Source organism: Embleya sp. NPDC059213 (assembly GCF_042754445.1).
Classification (GTDB): Bacteria; Actinomycetota; Actinomycetes; order Streptomycetales; family Streptomycetaceae; genus Embleya.
On the sequence record NZ_JBHZAV010000070.1, the window covers coordinates 1 to 15,349 of the forward strand.

The 15,349-nt window shown below is 71.2% G+C and carries 12 protein-coding genes, 2 tRNA genes and 1 pseudogene; 7 read left to right on the forward strand and 8 right to left on the reverse strand.

Going from position 1 to position 15,349, the window contains the following annotated elements; all coding sequences use genetic code 11:
- The 5 genes and pseudogenes from ACFXMF_RS24825 to xerC all read left to right on the forward strand — a co-directional run.
- A pseudogene (locus tag ACFXMF_RS24825) lies at positions 1 to 456 on the forward strand (DNA primase); the annotation flags it as partial.
- 46 nt (positions 457 to 502) lie between these two features.
- Entirely contained in the window at positions 503 to 715 is a 213-nt protein-coding gene (locus ACFXMF_RS24830) for a hypothetical protein (RefSeq protein ID WP_379991534.1), read from the forward strand.
- A 145-nt stretch (positions 716 to 860) separates the two neighbouring features.
- Complete coding sequence (locus ACFXMF_RS24835; RefSeq protein ID WP_379991533.1) at positions 861 to 2,105, forward strand: DUF3631 domain-containing protein; 1,245 nt, start codon at positions 861 to 863, stop codon at positions 2,103 to 2,105.
- Positions 2,106 to 2,288: 183 nt separating this feature from the next.
- A complete protein-coding gene (locus ACFXMF_RS24840; RefSeq protein WP_379991532.1) occupies positions 2,289 to 2,528 on the forward strand; it encodes a helix-turn-helix domain-containing protein in 240 nt (79 codons plus the stop codon).
- Complete coding sequence (gene xerC, locus ACFXMF_RS24845) at positions 2,525 to 3,805, forward strand: tyrosine recombinase XerC (RefSeq protein WP_379991531.1); 1,281 nt, start codon at positions 2,525 to 2,527, stop codon at positions 3,803 to 3,805. The genes ACFXMF_RS24840 and xerC overlap by 4 nt, the downstream gene beginning before the upstream one ends.
- Before the next feature lie 94 nt (positions 3,806 to 3,899).
- On the opposite strand, the gene ACFXMF_RS24850 is transcribed toward xerC, so the two are convergent.
- Together ACFXMF_RS24850 and ACFXMF_RS24855 are read right to left on the reverse strand one after the other, a co-directional pair.
- Positions 3,900 to 3,972 (reverse strand) — tRNA-Arg (locus ACFXMF_RS24850).
- A 581-nt stretch (positions 3,973 to 4,553) separates the two neighbouring features.
- Positions 4,554 to 4,642 (reverse strand) — tRNA-Ser (locus ACFXMF_RS24855).
- Positions 4,643 to 4,786: 144 nt separating this feature from the next.
- Here ACFXMF_RS24855 and ACFXMF_RS24860 point away from each other — a divergent pair.
- The gene (locus tag ACFXMF_RS24860; RefSeq protein WP_360311124.1) at positions 4,787 to 8,053 is read left to right on the forward strand and encodes a PAS domain-containing protein; all 3,267 of its coding nucleotides are present in this window, start codon (positions 4,787 to 4,789) and stop codon (positions 8,051 to 8,053) included.
- Between the two features lie 208 nt (positions 8,054 to 8,261).
- Here the strand turns inward: ACFXMF_RS24860 and ACFXMF_RS24865 are convergent, their stop codons facing one another.
- Positions 8,262 to 8,579, reverse strand: coding sequence for a hypothetical protein (locus ACFXMF_RS24865; protein ID WP_360311126.1), 318 nt, complete (start codon positions 8,577 to 8,579; stop codon positions 8,262 to 8,264).
- A gap of 338 nt (positions 8,580 to 8,917) precedes the next feature.
- Between ACFXMF_RS24865 and ACFXMF_RS24870 the strand changes: the two genes are divergently transcribed.
- Positions 8,918 to 10,573 carry a long-chain fatty acid--CoA ligase gene (locus tag ACFXMF_RS24870; protein WP_360311128.1) on the forward strand — a complete coding sequence of 552 codons (1,656 nt, stop codon included), beginning with the start codon at positions 8,918 to 8,920 and terminating at the stop codon, positions 10,571 to 10,573.
- A gap of 77 nt (positions 10,574 to 10,650) precedes the next feature.
- Here ACFXMF_RS24870 and ACFXMF_RS24875 read toward each other — a convergent pair whose 3' ends face one another.
- The 5 genes from ACFXMF_RS24875 to ACFXMF_RS24895 form a co-directional block, all read right to left on the reverse strand.
- Positions 10,651 to 11,457, reverse strand: coding sequence for a DUF1906 domain-containing protein (locus ACFXMF_RS24875; protein WP_360311130.1), 807 nt, complete (start codon positions 11,455 to 11,457; stop codon positions 10,651 to 10,653).
- A gap of 158 nt (positions 11,458 to 11,615) precedes the next feature.
- Entirely contained in the window at positions 11,616 to 12,797 is a 1,182-nt protein-coding gene (locus ACFXMF_RS24880; RefSeq protein ID WP_360311132.1) for a lipid-transfer protein, read from the reverse strand.
- Positions 12,794 to 13,243 carry a MaoC family dehydratase gene (locus ACFXMF_RS24885; RefSeq protein WP_360311133.1) on the reverse strand — a complete coding sequence of 150 codons (450 nt, stop codon included), beginning with the start codon at positions 13,241 to 13,243 and terminating at the stop codon, positions 12,794 to 12,796. The genes ACFXMF_RS24880 and ACFXMF_RS24885 overlap by 4 nt, the downstream gene beginning before the upstream one ends.
- Positions 13,240 to 14,367 (reverse strand): acyl-CoA dehydrogenase family protein, encoded by a 1,128-nt coding sequence (locus ACFXMF_RS24890; protein ID WP_360311135.1) that lies wholly within the window; start codon positions 14,365 to 14,367, stop codon positions 13,240 to 13,242. The genes ACFXMF_RS24885 and ACFXMF_RS24890 overlap by 4 nt, the downstream gene beginning before the upstream one ends.
- Positions 14,367 to 15,341: a bifunctional MaoC family dehydratase N-terminal/OB-fold nucleic acid binding domain-containing protein gene (locus tag ACFXMF_RS24895; RefSeq protein ID WP_379990327.1), complete on the reverse strand. Its 975-nt coding sequence runs from the start codon at positions 15,339 to 15,341 to the stop codon at positions 14,367 to 14,369. Before ACFXMF_RS24895 ends, ACFXMF_RS24890 begins: the two co-directional genes overlap by 1 nt.
- Between the last annotated feature and the right edge of the window lie 8 nt (positions 15,342 to 15,349).

Consider the following 15,349-nt stretch of genomic DNA (forward strand, 5'->3'; position numbering starts at 1 on the left):
GTCCGGCCCCGCGTGGACATCAAGTCCCGCATGGCCTACGCCCGATGGCTCGGACCCGGCACCGGCCACGTGGCCCCTCTGCCCCCGGCCGTCCGTGCCCTGCTGAACCGGGAAGGGCAAGAGACCACCCGACCCCTGGGCGGGGTGGACTCTTCCGCCCCACCGACGCAGAGCGGATGGGCGCGCGCGGTCGCCACCGGATGCCGCCACACCGAGACCTACGTCCGCACCGGACTCGAACGCGGACTCGCCATCGTCCGCAGCCACACCGAAACCGGCGCCGGATCCAGCGCCTACGGCGTCGCCCGCTTCCTCGCCAAGCAACACACCCGATGCCCCGGCCCGTGCGGACTCGAAGCACTGGCCGAGGACATCGTCACCACCGCCGTGGCGGTCGGCGTGCCCAAGCCCTACGCCCGCCGCGCCGTCCGCAACGGACTGGCAACAGCCTCCTGACCAACCGAACCCCACCGGCACATCACCCGAGGAGGGTCGCTCCGCCATGGCCGAGTTCCACATCGAGTTCAAGGACGCCGCCGGCAACAAGCGCGGCAGCAAGAACTACAGCGAACCGACCGACACCCAAGCCCTGACCACCGGACGAAACCTGCTCACCTCCGCACACCGCACCAACAAGCGCATCGTCCTCGCCACCGTCTCCCGCCGCGTCCTCTTCCCCAACCGCACCAAGGAGATCGCCGACCTGAAGGTCTGACACCCCCGGGGCGGCCGACGGACCACCGAACCCGCCGACCGCCCCGGCCCCGTCCGACCCGGCAGCCGATCCGGGAGACCGATCCCCCGCGTCGCCCCGGGCCGGTTGCGTGGCAGCACCCCACGAGCGACAGGAGAACCACCGCATGACCGACACCCCGCCCACGATCGACGGGGCCGAACTGCTCGATGAGGTCGAGCGGTTCCACCGCAGGTTCAACGTCTTCCCCACCGAGGCCGCCTACGTCGCCGTCACCCTGTGGGACGCGCACGCCCACCTGATCGACGTGCTCGACGGCACCGCCCGCCTCGCGTTCCTGTCCCCCGAACCCGGTTCGGGCAAGTCCCGCGCGCTGGAGATCGTGGAGACGCTGACGCCGAACGCGGCGATGACCGTCAACGCGTCCGCCAACGCCCTCTTCCGCCTCGTGGAGGCCACCGAAGGAGCACCGACCCTCCTCTTCGACGAGATCGACACCGTCTTCGGCCCCGCGGCCGGGGACAACGAACCCGTCCGCGGATTCCTCAACTCCGGCTACCGGCGCGGCGCCAAGTCCCTGCGCTGCGTCGGCGACGGCTCGAACCAGAACGCCGGATGGTTCTCCTCCTTCTGCGCCGTCGCCATGGCCGGCCTGGGCTCCCTGCCCGACACGATCCTGACCCGCTCGATCATCATCCGCATGCGCAAGCGCGCACCGAACGAGAAGGTCTCGCCCTACCGGCGCCGCCTCCACGAGAAGGAGGGACACGCCCTGCGGGACCGACTCGCCGAGTGGGCCGACACCGTGCGCGACGCGGTCGCCGACGCATGGCCGGAGATGCCCGACGGCGTCACCGACCGCCCCGCCGACGTCTGGGAACCCCTGCTCGCCGTCGCCGACGCGGCCGGAGGCCACTGGCCCGAGCGGGCACGCGCGGCCTGCACCGAACTCGTCAACGCAGCACGGGACGACGACCAGGCGTCCATCGGGGTCCGGCTGCTGACCGACCTGCGCGACCGGGTCTTCCCCGGCGTCGACCGGATGCCCACCACCGCCGTCATCGAAAGGCTGCTCGTCCTGGACGACGCCCAATGGAGCGACGTGGACGACAAGCCACTCACCCCCCGCATGCTCGCCCGACTGCTCGGCCAATACGTCACCCCGGGCAACAAGCCCATCAAACCGCGCGGGATCCGCACCGCATCCGGCAGCACCCCCAAGGGCTACTACGCGGAAGACCTCACCGACGCCTGGATGCGGTACTGCCCTCCCCCACCCCCGGAAATCCGCAACATCCGCCACGCCGCCACACCGCAGGTCAACGAGGGCGAATCCGTGGCGGATACCCCTCCCGACATCCGCCACAGCCACACGGAAAACGCCACACCACCCGCCCACGCCACCGGCTGAACCACCCGCCGATCGGTGCCGACACACCCCGATGTGTCGGCACCCATCCGCCACACAACCGCTATCCGCCACAAAACCAAGCCCCTGACCTGCGATGTGGCGGCGTGGCGGATGTTGCGGATCTGGGAGGAAGGGGGACGACGCCCGAGATGCGTCGCCCTCCGAGTGACCACAGGAGGAAACGTGAGCACGCTGCCCGCACCGGCGTCGCCGACGTCTGCGAGCACTATCGAACGCAAGTGGTACACCGTGGCCGAGGTCGCTCTCATGCTCGGCTACGGCCCCTCGAAGACCAAGATGCTCGTGGCCCAGCGCCGCATCGTGTCCATCAAGGACGGGCGGAACCGGCGCATCCTCGGGCGGTGGGTGGATGACTACGTGAACCGACTCGCCACAGCGGCGGAAGCGGAGATGCGCCCGTGACGAAGACACGACAGCGGGCCAACGGTGAAGGGTCCATCTACGCCTACCGCAACGGGTTCGCCGCCTACGTGTGGGTGGACAAGCCGGACGGCACCCGCGACCGGAAGTACGTGTACGGCAAGACCCGCGACGTCGTCCACGAGAAGTGGGTGGCCCTCCAGGTGAAGGCCAAAGAGGGAGTGATGCCGACCTCAACGCCGACCGTCGCGCAGCACGTCGCCTACTGGCTTGAGGAGTACGTCAAGCCCGAATTGGCGCCGCTGTCGTATGTCTCATACGAGAGCCTGTGCCGCCTGTACGTCGTGCCGCACCTGGGCGGAAAGAAGCTCAACAAGCTCACTGTGCGGGACGTGCGGACGTGGCTCAACAAGCTCAAGACGCTCTGCCAGTGCTGCGTTCAGGGCAAGGACGCGGCACGGCCCGCCGACCACAAGGACGTCCGGCGTAGGCCACGCTGCTGCGCGATCGGGAAGTGCTGCAAGCAGGCAACGGGACAGCGCACGATCAACGCCGCGCGGGATGCGCTGCGGGCCATGTTGGGGCACGCGATGACCGAGGAACTGCTGACCCGCAACGTGGCCGCGCTGGTGAAGATGAGCAAGCCGCGCAAGCGGAAGTTCGAACCGTGGTCGGTGGAAGAGGCGAAGACTTACCTGGAGTTCTGCAAGGCCGAGGGCGACCCGCTCTACGCCGCGTGGGTCCTGGTGCTCGTGCTGGGCCTGCGCCGCGGGGAGGTGCTGGGCCTGACGTGGGACAGCGTCGACCTGGACGCGGCCAAGCTGACGCCGAGTTGGCAGATCCAGCGCGCGGGCAGGCAACTGCTGCATCGCGAGACGAAGACCGAGGCGTCGGACACCTCGCTGCCTCTGCCAGACGTGTGCGTGGCCGCGCTGAAGCTTCGTCGTGAGCAGCAGGAGGCAGCCCGGCGGGCCCATGAGGATCGGCGGGCCCGGCAACGCGCGGCAGGCAAGCGGGTGGATGGGCCGTGGCCGGTGTCGGATCTGGTGTTCACGACGGGCGTCGGCACGTCATACGAGCCGGGCAACCTGACCAAGATGTTCCCGGCGCGGTCCCGCAAGGCCGGCGTGCGCGTGATCCGGCTGCACGACACCCGGCACACATGCGGGTCGCTGCTGGTGGCGCTCGGGGTCCACCCCCGCGTCGTGATGGAGATCATGCGCCACACACAGATCGCGATCACGATGGAGATCTACAGCCACGTTCCGAGTGCGGATACGCGGGCCGCACTCAAGCAACTCGGTGACAGCCTGGGCTAGACCCGGCTACTGCTGTACTTCGGTGCTTGCAGGCCCCGGAAAACGAATCAGGGCCCCTTTCCGGATCTAGCGGAAAGGGGCCCTGACCTGCGTGTGCGCTCGGCAGGATTCGAACCTGCAACCTTCTGATCCGTAGTCAGATGCTCTATCCGTTGAGCTACGAGCGCTTGGTCGCTTGGACCGAGGTCAACAATACATGGTCCCCGGCCGGGGGTGAAATCCGTTGTTCGAGGGTGGCCGAAAGTCGGGCAAGCGGTGATCAAGCGCCTTTTACGTGTGGGTGTTCGGTGCCGGAACGGGCGGTCGTGGGGCGGCGTTCGAGGGACCGTGTCGATCGGCGGGCGGCCTCGGCGGGGTGACGGGCGGCGAACGGGCGGAACGGGCCGGCGAACGGGTCCGCCGGCCCGGGTGCTCCGAGCGGGCGCGACCCGAGGGTCGGCGACGCGCGCGAGGATGGGCTCGGCGCGTTCGCTGTGAGCTGAAAGCGCCTTTTCGGACATGTCGGCTCGTGGGGGAATCGCCGGACGCATGTTCGGGGTGCGACGGTCGCTCGGCGGCGGCCGGCCGCGGGTCGACCGAGCGGTCGTGGCCGGCGGACGAGAGGTCGGGGACGCGGCTTCGGAAAAGAGCCGTATACCGGACATCGCGTCCGGTGTCGTGACCCGGGGTCGTCGTGCGCTCACCGAAACGGCATCGTGACGGGCACGAAACAGCCCGCCTGGTGGGACCAGACGGGCTGTTCGGGAAGCGGAGGCTCCGGGATTTGAACCCGGGATGGGGATGAACCCAAACCGCATTAGCAGTGCGGCGCCATAGACCGGACTAGGCGAAGCCTCCATCGGTGTTTGCCGACGAGGAACAGATTACTAGGCTCGTCAACGTGACTGCAAAAACAATGGGATAGTCGGTCGTGACATGCCCCGGCGGCGACGGGCAAGATGGCCGTCGCGCAGTCCGAGGACCGGAGGAGGTACGCGCTTCGTGAGCAGCAGGCCATCCCGAGGCGCTGCTCGCCTCGCCGCCATACTCGACGCCCTGCCGGATGCTCTCCTGCTGGTGAATCGCAACGGCACCGTCGTCAACGCGAACGCCATGGCACTGGAGGTTCTGGAGGCGCCGGGCACACCCGTGGTCGGGCGCGGTCTCCTGGACCTGTTGCCCTCGTTCGACCATCGACGCATCCCGGGTTCGGTTCGACCCGACGACTCGCGCGACACCCGGACCAAGCCGACCCGGATGTCCGCGCACCGTACCGACGGCGGCGTCTTCCCGGTCGAGGTGACCAGCGCGAACCTGCCCGCCGGATACGACGACGAGTTGCTGATGATCGTCGTGCGCGACCTGACCGGCAAGGTCGACGTCGAGGCCGAACTGGCCCGCCAGCAGCGGCAGACCGAGATGATCCTGCGCGCGGCCTGCGAGGGCATCGTCGGCATCGACGCCGAGGGCAACATCGTGCTCGCCAACCCGGCCGCCGCCCGGATCCTGCGCCATCGCGCGAGCGACCTCGGCGGCAAGAGCGTGCACGAACTGCTCATGCACGCCCGCGCCGACGGCACGCCGCTGCCCGCACAGGAGTGCCCGCCGCTGGTGACCCTGGGCAACGGCCGCCGACAGCGGCTGCGCGACCAGGTGTTGTGGCGCGGCGACGAGGGCTACGTGACGGTGGACATGATCACCGCGCCGATCCTGCTCGGCGGCACCGTGGTCGGCGCCGTGATGACCTTCAGCGACACCGGACGGGAAAAGCTGCTCGCCGAACGGCGCTCCCAGCTCGCCGAGTTGGTCGACGCGGAGATACTGGGCCGACTCGCCGCGGTGCGTGGTCGGCTGAAGAAGGTGGCCGACGGCGCGGTCGGCGAGGTCGGCCACGGGGCCCGACGGATGGTGCGTCAGGTCGCGGGCGAGTTGGAGAGCCTGGAGGAGCTCGCGGGCGAAGTGCTCGCGCACCAGGCGGCCGGCGGTACGGACAAGGTCGAGCCGAAGGACGACGCCGACGCGGCGACCGAGCCGGAGCGGGTGCCGACCACGGTGGACGATCTGGTCGATCGGGCCATGGAGACCGTGACCTACCTCGCCCGCGGCGCGGGGGTGGAGTTCGCGGTCAACGCGTCGCCGGTCGGGGTGCGGGTGGACGTGGACGCGATGACCCGGGCCCTGGGGCATCTGCTCGCGGACGTCGTCGCCGCCGGTCCGGAAGGATCCACCGTCGTGGTCGCGGCGGCCCAGCGCGGCAACGTCGCGCGCATCGAGGTGCGCGGCCCGGAGAGTCGGGGCAGCGCCGTTCGGGTCCCGCTCGCCCGCGCCGTGGTCGAGGCGCACGGCGGCACCGTCGAGTCGCACACCATGGCCGGTCGGGGCAGCACGTACGTGGTCGAGTTGCCCGCCGACGCCGAGGCCGCCGAACAGGCCGAGAGTTCCGGCGAGCACCGCGCGGCCAAGGGCCGCCGGGCCCGCCAGACGGGCCGACCGGACCCGGCCGCCGACAAGGGCGGCAAGACCGGCAAGGACGCCGGGAATACGAAGGACGCCAAGGCCGAGGACGCGAAATCCGACGCCGACGACGCCGAGGACGCCACGACGTCGACCGACGAGGCCCAGGACACGCCGGCCGAGACGAGCGAGCCGAAGGCGGACGACGCGGCCGCGACCGAGACCGCCGAGAACGAGCCGGAGAGCGAGAACGCCCCCGACCCGAAGGCACGTTCGGGCGCCGCCCGCACGAAGGACGTCGCCCCACGCCCCACGCCCGGCAGCGGAGTCGAACTCGCCGTGCGCGGACGCGGCGCACAACCGCCGCGCGCCCGCCTGGAGCCGGTCGGTTCCGCCACGCCGCCGGTGCCCGCGCCGCCGCCGCCCGGTTCGGTGGCCGCCGCGCCGCAGGGGCCGTTCGCGTTGCCGCCCGGCACGGTCGCGCCGGTGCCGCTGGTGCCCGCGGGTTCGGGTGCGTCCGAGGGGCAACACGAGCGACCGGACGCCGACGCGTACGACGAGGCCGAGGAGGCCGCCCGCAACAACAGCGGCGCGTTCGAGGCGGTCTATCCGCCGCGCTCGCGTCGCGGTCGGCCCTCGCGCGACGCACACGACGCCGGCGAGTCCGCGGCCGGACCCTCCGGTTCGCACCGCGGCGTCGCCCACCACGGCGGTGCCGAGGTCGAGCGGGTCGAGCCGACGCCGCTGCCGCAACGGCCCGCCGCCCCACCCGCTCCCCAGGCACCCGCGGCCGGTGGGCGGCTCAACGGCACGCACGCCCCACAGGGCGCCCAGGCGCGTCGCCGGTTGTCCACGCCACCGGCGCCGATCCCGGCGCAGGGCCGCACGTCGGACGGTTCGGGGCGCAGCACCAGCGTGCAGGATCGGCCGGGCCGGCCCGCCGCCGCCGACATGCCCACCGAGTTGTTGCCGCCGATCCCGGCCGCGCCGGATCAGCCGATTCCGGTCCAGGGCCGGCGGTCCGGCTTCCCGGGCGGGCCGCCCGGTGACGTCGAGGCGATGTCCGGGGCCGACCTGCCGACCATGGTCACGCCCGCGCCGGACGGCCAACCGCGCCGGCTGCTGGTCTGGCCCGAGCCGGACACCGCGACGGCGGGCGCGCTGACCGCGCGCGGCTGGAGTCCGTTGCTGGTGCGTTCGCGCGAGGAGGTCGACGCGAGCGTCCCGGTGCAGCCGGCCGCGCTGTTCGTGGATCCGCTGACCGGCCCGATCACCCGGACCGCGCTCCAGTCGCTGCGCACCGCCGCGACCGCCGCGCAGATCCCGGTGCTGGTCACGGCCGGCCTGATGCAGGCCACCCGGGACGCGGCGTTCGGCGCCGACCCGGCCGTGCTGTTGCGCTCGCTCGCTCCGGCGGACAGCGCCGGGCACGCCTCGCGCGTACTGCTCGTGGAGGGCAATCCGGACATCGCGTCCGCGTTCACCGCGTCCCTGGAGCGGCGTGGCATGGACGTGGTGCACGCGGCCTCGGAGAGCGAGGCGGTCTCCAAGGCGTCCAGCGTCGAGCCCAACCTCGTGGTGCTGGACCTGATGTTGGTGCGCCGGCGCCGGATGGGCGTGGTCGACTGGCTGCGCAACAACGCGCGCCTGCACTCGACCCCGATCGTCGTCTACACCACGCTGGACCTGGTCGAACACGACCTGCATCGGCTCCAGACCGGCGAGACCGTGTTGTTCCTGGCCGAGCGATCGACCCGCGAGGACGTCCAGCAGCGCATCGTCGACCTGCTCGGCAAGATCGCTTCACCCTCGTAGCCGTCGGGTGACCCGCGCTCCACCCGCGCGTCACCCGAACGGGCGGACCACCCGGGCGCGCCCCGGAGGCCGCCCACCCGACGTCCCGGTCATCCGCACCGACGCCGGGGACCGCTCCGGCAGCGGGGAATCGCACACGTACGCACCCGGACCGCCGGCACCCGGGGCCCGCACGGCACCCGCCGTATCCGCACCGAACCGCACCGCCTCACCATGCCGCCGGCCCCTGGGCGTGCAGCCGACGGCTCATCTCGCCGACGGCCAGCGCCAGTTCGGTGGCCAGATCCATCGCCTGGGGGTGGTCGTGGTGTTCGCGCATCCACCAACACATGACCTGCACGATAGGCCCGGCGGACTCCGGATGTCCGATGATCGCGGTGCGTGCGCACAACGGACGCGGGGGCCCGTCCCGATCGAGTCGGAACCAGTAGCCGTCCCGGAAGCCGAGCACGGGATGGCCGAGCGCGTCCGGTAACACGACGTCGTACGGTCGGTGCGGTTCGGGTCGCACCTCCAACGGGTACATGGGGCGCCCTCCAAGCGGGAGTCGAGGGCTCGCCGGTCCCCCTCCGGAAGCATGGAAAAGCGGGAATTACCGAACGCTCGCGGCGTTATGCCGAAAACGATGTGTCATCCGGAGCAACCGGGACACCGTCGCATTCTTCCGCTCGTCCGGCCCGATCGGCCGATCGCCGCGCCTGGTTCACCCGTACGGGCGCACGGCGGATCGTCGCCGGCGCGTGCGTCGGCGCTCGACACGGGCCCGATTCCGAGAGCCCCGGGGGCTGACAACCACCCGATCGGCGAGAAAGAATCCCTTCACCTCGACCGGTCCCCGTCCGGCGAATGCAGGGAGGCCACACAGTGCTGAGCACGATGCAGGACGTGCCCTTGACGATCGCTCGCATCATGCGCCACGGCACCACGGTGCACGGTGGTTCGGAGGTGGTGACCTGGACCGGTGGTACGCCCCGGCGGGCCACCTACGCCGAGGTCGGGCGCCGGTCCGCGCAACTGGCCCACGCCCTGCGCGAGCTCGGCATCACCGGCGACGAGCGGGTCGCCACGTTCTTGTGGAACAACCAGGAGCACCTGGAGTGCTACCTCGCGATCCCGTCGATGGGTGCGGTGCTGCACACGCTCAACCTGCGCCTGCCGCCGGAGCAGTTGATCTACATCGCCAACCACGCCGAGGACCGGGTCCTGGTGCTGGACGGCTCGCTCGCCGCGCCGGCCGCCCCGCTGCTGACCCACCTCGCGACGGTGGAACACGTCGTGGTCACCGGCGCCGACACCGATCTGGCCCCGCTCGCGGACTGCGGCAAGCAGGTGCACCGCTACGACGACCTGCTCGCCGGCCGGCCGACCGAGTTCGACTGGGCCGAGGACATCGACGAGCGGCAGGGCGCCGCCATGTGTTACACGTCCGGGACCACCGGAAACCCGAAGGGGGTCGTGTACAGCCACCGGTCGACCTACCTGCACAGCATGCAGGTGTGTGCGATGGAGGGCTTCGGCCTGGGCTCGGCGGACCTGTTGTTGCCGGTCGTGCCGATGTTCCACGTCAACGCGTGGGGATTGCCGTACGCGGCGATGTTGTGCGGCGCGTCCATTCTGATGCCCGACCGGTTCCTCCAGGCGGAGCCGCTGGCCACGATGATCGCTGCGGAGAAGCCGACCTTCGCCGCCGCGGTGCCGACCATCTGGACCGGGCTGCTGGACCACCTGGACGTGCACAAGACCGACGTGTCCTCGCTCAAGGAGGTCGTGGTGGGCGGCTCGGCCTGCCCGCCCGGCCTGATGCACGCGTTCGAGGAGCGGCACGGGGTGCGGATCATCCACGCGTGGGGGATGACCGAGACCTCGCCGCTGGGTTCGGTGGCCCGCCCGCCGGCGGGGCTCACCGGCGACGAGGCGTTCCCGTACCGGATCTCGCAGGGTCGGCTGCCCGCCTCGGTGCAGGCCCGGCTGGTCGGCCCGGACGGCGTGGACGTCCCGCTCGACGGCGAGGCGGTCGGCGAACTGCTGGTGCGCGGGCCGTGGATCGCGGGCGCGTACATCGGCGACGAGGGTTCGGTGGACGCCAGTGGCGGCGGCCGGTTCAAGGACGGCTGGTTGTGTACCGGCGACGTCGGCACCATCACCGCCGACGGCTTCCTGCGGCTGACCGACCGGGCCAAGGACGTGATCAAGTCGGGCGGCGAGTGGATCTCGTCGGTCGAGTTGGAGAACACCCTGATGGGTCACGACGACGTGGTCGAGGCGGCCGTGGTGGGCGTGCCCGACGACAAGTGGGGCGAGCGCCCGTTGGCCACCGTCGTGCTGCGCGAGGGCGCCACGACCACGGTCGAGCAGCTTCGCGACTATCTCGCGGGCCGGGTGGCGCGCTGGCAGGTGCCCGAGCGGTGGAGCCTGATCACCGCCGTGCCCAAGACCAGCGTGGGCAAGTTCGACAAGAAGGTGATCCGGCGTCAGTACGCGGAGGGCGCGCTGGAGGTCAGCGAGCTCGACCGGGGCTGAGCCCGGGTACGGACCTCGCCGGTCGGACCGTTTCGGGTCCGGCCGGCGCGGGGCCGTGCCGGTCCGTCCCGGAGCGGTCACAACACCCCGACCGGTCCGTCGACCGCGTTGCGGTCGATGACGACGCGCTTGCCGCCGTGTGTCTCCGAGACGTTGCCGGTGTACTGGTGCACCCGCCGGCCGCGCCAGTATCCGTCGGGCAGCGCGCCGTCGCCGGTGGTGCCGGCGTGCCCGTCCCAGCGGGCGTACCAGACCGCGTCCGGGATCGGGCGTTTGTCGACCGCCTCGATCAGGTCGGCGATGCCGGAGCTGAGACTGCTGTAGTAGCCGGCGACGTAGCCGCGTTCGCGGACCCGGTCGGACCACGCGGACACGAAGTCCAGCACCGCGGTTCGGCAGCCGGCGTCGGTGTTGTCGTACGCCTCCATGTCGAACCAGATCGCGCTGCCCGGCCGGAAGCCGAGGGTGGCACTGCGGTCCACCGCGTCGTTCGCCTCGGCGACCCCCTGTCGGGCCGCGCGCGCCGGGTCGATCCGGCCGGTCTTGCCGGACTGCGTGCACGGTGCCTGGAGGCCCACCTGGATGGGCAGGAAGTCCCAGCCCTGGGCGTGGACGGCCTTGACCCAGTCGAAGGTCAGCCGGCTGCTCTTGCAGGCCCGGTTGTCGCCCGCGACGTAGATCCCGACCACCCGGTACGGCGATTCCCGCCAGGCACGCATGGTCTCCACGGTGGGGGTCTCGCACGTGTCGAAGCCCGGCGCGGTCACCCTCCGGGAACGTTCCGGTCGGGCGCCGGCGGCTTCGGCGAGCCCGGCCGGCAACAGGCCGAGCACGGCGGTGAGCAATACGGTCGAGGCGATCCGACGAGTGGTCAGCGGGCGCACGAGAGCTCCTCGCGTGGTGGGAATCGGGCGTCCCACCACGCTGCGCACCACGTACGGCCGTACCGGTGGACCGCACGGGTGACGCGCCGACGCGTCACCCGTGCGGCCCAAACCCTCGGGGGTGTTCGCCCTGTTCGCCCCCGTCGGCACCGCTCCCGCTACTCGACGCCCAGCACCAGCCCCGACGTCGGCACCCCGGTGCCGGCGGTCACCAGCACGTTGTGCACGTTCTCGACCTGGTTGACCGAGCTGCCGCGGATCTGCCGCACGCCCTCGGCGATGCCGTTCATGCCGTGCAGGTACGCCTCGCCCAACTGGCCGCCGTGCGTGTTCGTGGGCAGCTTGCCGCCCAGTTCCAGGCCGCCGTTCGCGACGAACGCCGGCGCCTCGCCGCGCCCGCAGAAGCCGAACTCCTCCAACTGCATCAGCACGAACGGGGTGAAGTGGTCGTAGAGCACCGCGGTCTGGATGTCGTCGGGAGTCAGCCCCGACGTCTGCCAGAGCTGCTTGGCCACCACGCCCATCTCGGCCAGTCCGGTCATCTCGTCCCGGTAGAAGCTGGTCATCTGGTCCTGCAGGCGACCCGCGCCCTGCGCCGCCGCGTTGATGATCGCGGGCTTCTGCTTCAGGTCCTTGGCCCGTTCGGCGCTGACCACCACGATCGCCTGGGCACCGTCGGTCTCCTGGCAGCAGTCGAGCAGCCGCATCGGCTCGACGATCCAGCGCGAGTTCTGGTGGTCCTCCAGCGTGATCGGCTTGCCGTGGAAGTACGCCTTCGGGTTGTTCGCCGCGTGCTTGCGGTCGGCGACCGCGACGTGGCCGAACGCCTCGGTGGTCGCGCCGTACACGTGCAGGTAGCGCTGCGCGAACATGGCCACCCACGAGGCCGGGGTGAGCAGCCCGTGCGGCATGTTCCAGCCCAGGCCCACACCCTCGACGGTGGGGTCGCGCTGGAGCACGCCGGAGCCGAATCGACGGCCGGAGCGCTCGTTGAACGCGCGGTAGCAGACCACCACGTCGGCGACCCCGCTGGAGACGGCCATCGCGGCCTGCGCGACGGTGGCGCAGGCCGCGCCGCCGCCGTAGTGGATCCGACTGAAGAAGGTCAGGTCGCCGATCCCGGCCGCGGCGGCGACCGCGATCTCGGGGTTGGTGTCCATCGTGAAGCTGACCAGGCCGTCCACCTCGGACGGTGCGATCCCGGCGTCGTCCAGGGCCGCGCCCACCGCCTCGACGGCCAGGCGCAGTTCGCTGCGACCGGACTCCTTGGAGAACTCGGTCGCGCCGATGCCGGCGATGGCGGTCCTGCCGCGCAGGTTGTCGGCGTGCTTGAGGCTCACGCTTCGGCTCCTTCCGGCAGCTTCACCGTGACCGTGCCGGTGACGTGATTGCCGAGCTTGTTGGCTCCGACGACGGCGATCTCCACGAGGGGGGTGCCGTCCTCGGCGGTGGTCTTCGCGGTCACCGTGCCGGTGAGGGTCATGGTGTCGCCGGGGTAGTTCGGGGCGCCGAGCCGGATCGCGACCTTGCGCAGCTCGGTCTCGGGGCCCGCCCAGCCGGTGATGTAGCGGCTGACCAGACCGTTGCTGGTCAGGATGTTCATGAAGATGTCCGGCGAGCCCTTGTCCGCGGCAAGCTGCGGATCGTGGTGCACGTCCTGGAAGTCGCGGGTCGCCAGCGCGGTCGACACGATCAGCGTGCGGGTCAGCGGGATGGCCAGCGGCGGCAGTTCGTCGCCGACGGACACCTCCGCGTGGGTCCGGCTCACGAGGTCCTCGGTGGTCATCGGCTGCCTCCCTGGGCGGGCGCGTGGGCGAGCAGCTTGCCGAGCGCGGCGAGCTGTTGGATGCCGCTGCCCAGGGTCACGTCGATCTGACGGCCCCACAGGAAGTGGCGGTGGATCGGGTGGTCGATGTCGGAACCGGTGCCGCCGTGCAGGTGCTGGCACGCGTGCACCACGCGCTTGCCCGCCTCGGAGGCGAACCAGCGGGCGACCAGTGCCTGTTCGGTGGCCGCTTCGCCCCGGTCCATCCGCCACGCGGCCTCCAGCGTGGTGACCCGGATGGCCTCGGTGTCCATGTACGCCTCGGCGGCGCGCAACATCACGCCCTGCTTGGTGGACAGCGGTTTGCCGAACTGCTCGCGGGCGTTCACGTGTTCGACCGTGCGGGCCAGCCCGCGCGCGCACACGCCCACCTGCTGCGCGGCCAGCGCGACGCGCGCCCGGTCGACGATCCACCCGGCGATCTCCGGGCCGGCCTCGGCGGTGCCGACCAGTCGGGCGGGCGCGTCGGTCAGCCGCAGGTTGCCCGACGCCCACGGCGCGGTGGTCGGCGCGGCCTCGATCGCCACGCCGTCCGCGTCCACGTCCACGGTGAACACGGCGAGCGCGCCGTCGAGGGAGGCGGTGACCAGGACGCGGTGGGCGACGGTGAGCCAGGCCACCGCGCGCTTGTCGCCGTCCAGACGATGGCCGGTGCCGTCCCGCCGGGCGGTCACCTTCGGTACGGCGGGCAGTCCCGCGCCGACCTCGGCGAGCGCACCGGCCACGATCCGCGAACCGTCCAGGAGGGCGGGCAGGTCGGCCTCGATCAGCTCGTCCGAACCGAAACGCAGCAGCGGCAGCAGCCCGTACACGACCGTGTCGAGCAGCGGGATCTGCGCGGTGAACCGGCCCTGCTGCTCCAGCAGCAGCGCCAGGCCCACCAGGCCCAGCTCGCCGCCGCCGTGCCGCTCCTCGATCAACGCGCCGACCAGACCGGCCTCGGCGACCTTGCCCCACAGCTCGGCGTCCAGGTCCGCGTCGGACTGGGCGAGCTTCTTCAGCCGCTCGTCGGTGGACTGGTCGGCGAAGATGCGCTCGGCCAGCGAGGACAGCTCCCGCTGGTCCTCGGTGAGGTTGAAGTCCATCAGTTCTCCCCAACCGCTCGGAACGCGGGCACCGTCAGCTCGGCGTCGTGGGTGACGAATTCCAGCTCCACCGGCATCCCGATGCGGACCTCGTCGTGTGGGACGCCGAGCACGTTGCCGAGCATCCGCACACCCTCCTCCAGCTCGATCAGGCCGACCGCGTACGGCATGTCGAACGCCGGGAACTTCGGGTAGTGCATGGTGACGTGCGAGTAGACGACGCCCTTGCCGGCCGACTCGACGGTCTCCCATTCCAGCGACGCGCACTTGTTGCAGCCGGGCGCGAACGGGAAGCGCGGCGTCGCGCAGTCCACGCACTTCTGGAACAGCAGCTTCCCGTCGGCCACACCGTCCCAGAACGCCTGGTTGTCCTTGTTGACCACCTTGCGCGGGCGCAGCGGCCGCTCGACCGGCGGCGCGGCCGCGGCCTTCTTCTTGTGCGGGGTGTAGCGCAGGATCCGGAAGCGGTGCGTGCCGACCAACTCGCGGCCGCCCTCGCCCTCGACGTAGATGTTGGTCAGCGTGGTGATGAAGTGGCCGGTGCCCAGGCCGGTGGTCTTCTGCTCGGACACGGTCTCGATGAGCTGGTCGTACTGCACCACCTCGCCCAGCCGCAGCGGGCGCACGTACTCCTGCTCGCAGTTGGTGGCCACCACCGAGCCGAAGCCGTTGTCGGTGAAGTGCTTGTACAACTCGCCGGTCGCCGAGTTCGCCGGGGCGCCGCCCTCCAGGCCGCGCATGATCCACACCTGGAGCATGGCCGCGGGCGCGACGATCTCGCCGAAGTGGGTCCGGGCGGCGGCCTCGGGGTCGGTGTACACCGGGTTGGTGTCGCCCATGGCCTCGGCCCAGTGCCGGATCATCGGCCCGTTGACCGGGTCGAGCGCGAGCACGCCGGAGACGTCGTGCACGCCCTCGTACTTCTTGACGACCGCGAGGAAGGCGGCCTTGTCCTGGCTGATGGGGTCGGTCATGTCGTCCT

Bases quoted from the DNA above. Each gene is read 5' to 3' on its own strand.
- ACFXMF_RS24885 (WP_360311133.1), bottom strand. From the start codon at position 13,243: ATGACCACCGAGGACCTCGTGAGCCGGACCCACGCGGAGGTGTCCGTC.
- ACFXMF_RS24830 (WP_379991534.1), top strand. From the start codon at position 503: ATGGCCGAGTTCCACATCGAGTTCAAGGACGCCGCCGGCAACAAGCGC.
- ACFXMF_RS24865 (WP_360311126.1), bottom strand. From the start codon at position 8,579: ATGTACCCGTTGGAGGTGCGACCCGAACCGCACCGACCGTACGACGTC.
- ACFXMF_RS24835 (WP_379991533.1), top strand. From the start codon at position 861: ATGACCGACACCCCGCCCACGATCGACGGGGCCGAACTGCTCGATGAG.
- ACFXMF_RS24895 (WP_379990327.1), bottom strand. From the start codon at position 15,341: ATGACCGACCCCATCAGCCAGGACAAGGCCGCCTTCCTCGCGGTCGTC.
- ACFXMF_RS24890 (WP_360311135.1), bottom strand. From the start codon at position 14,367: ATGGACTTCAACCTCACCGAGGACCAGCGGGAGCTGTCCTCGCTGGCC.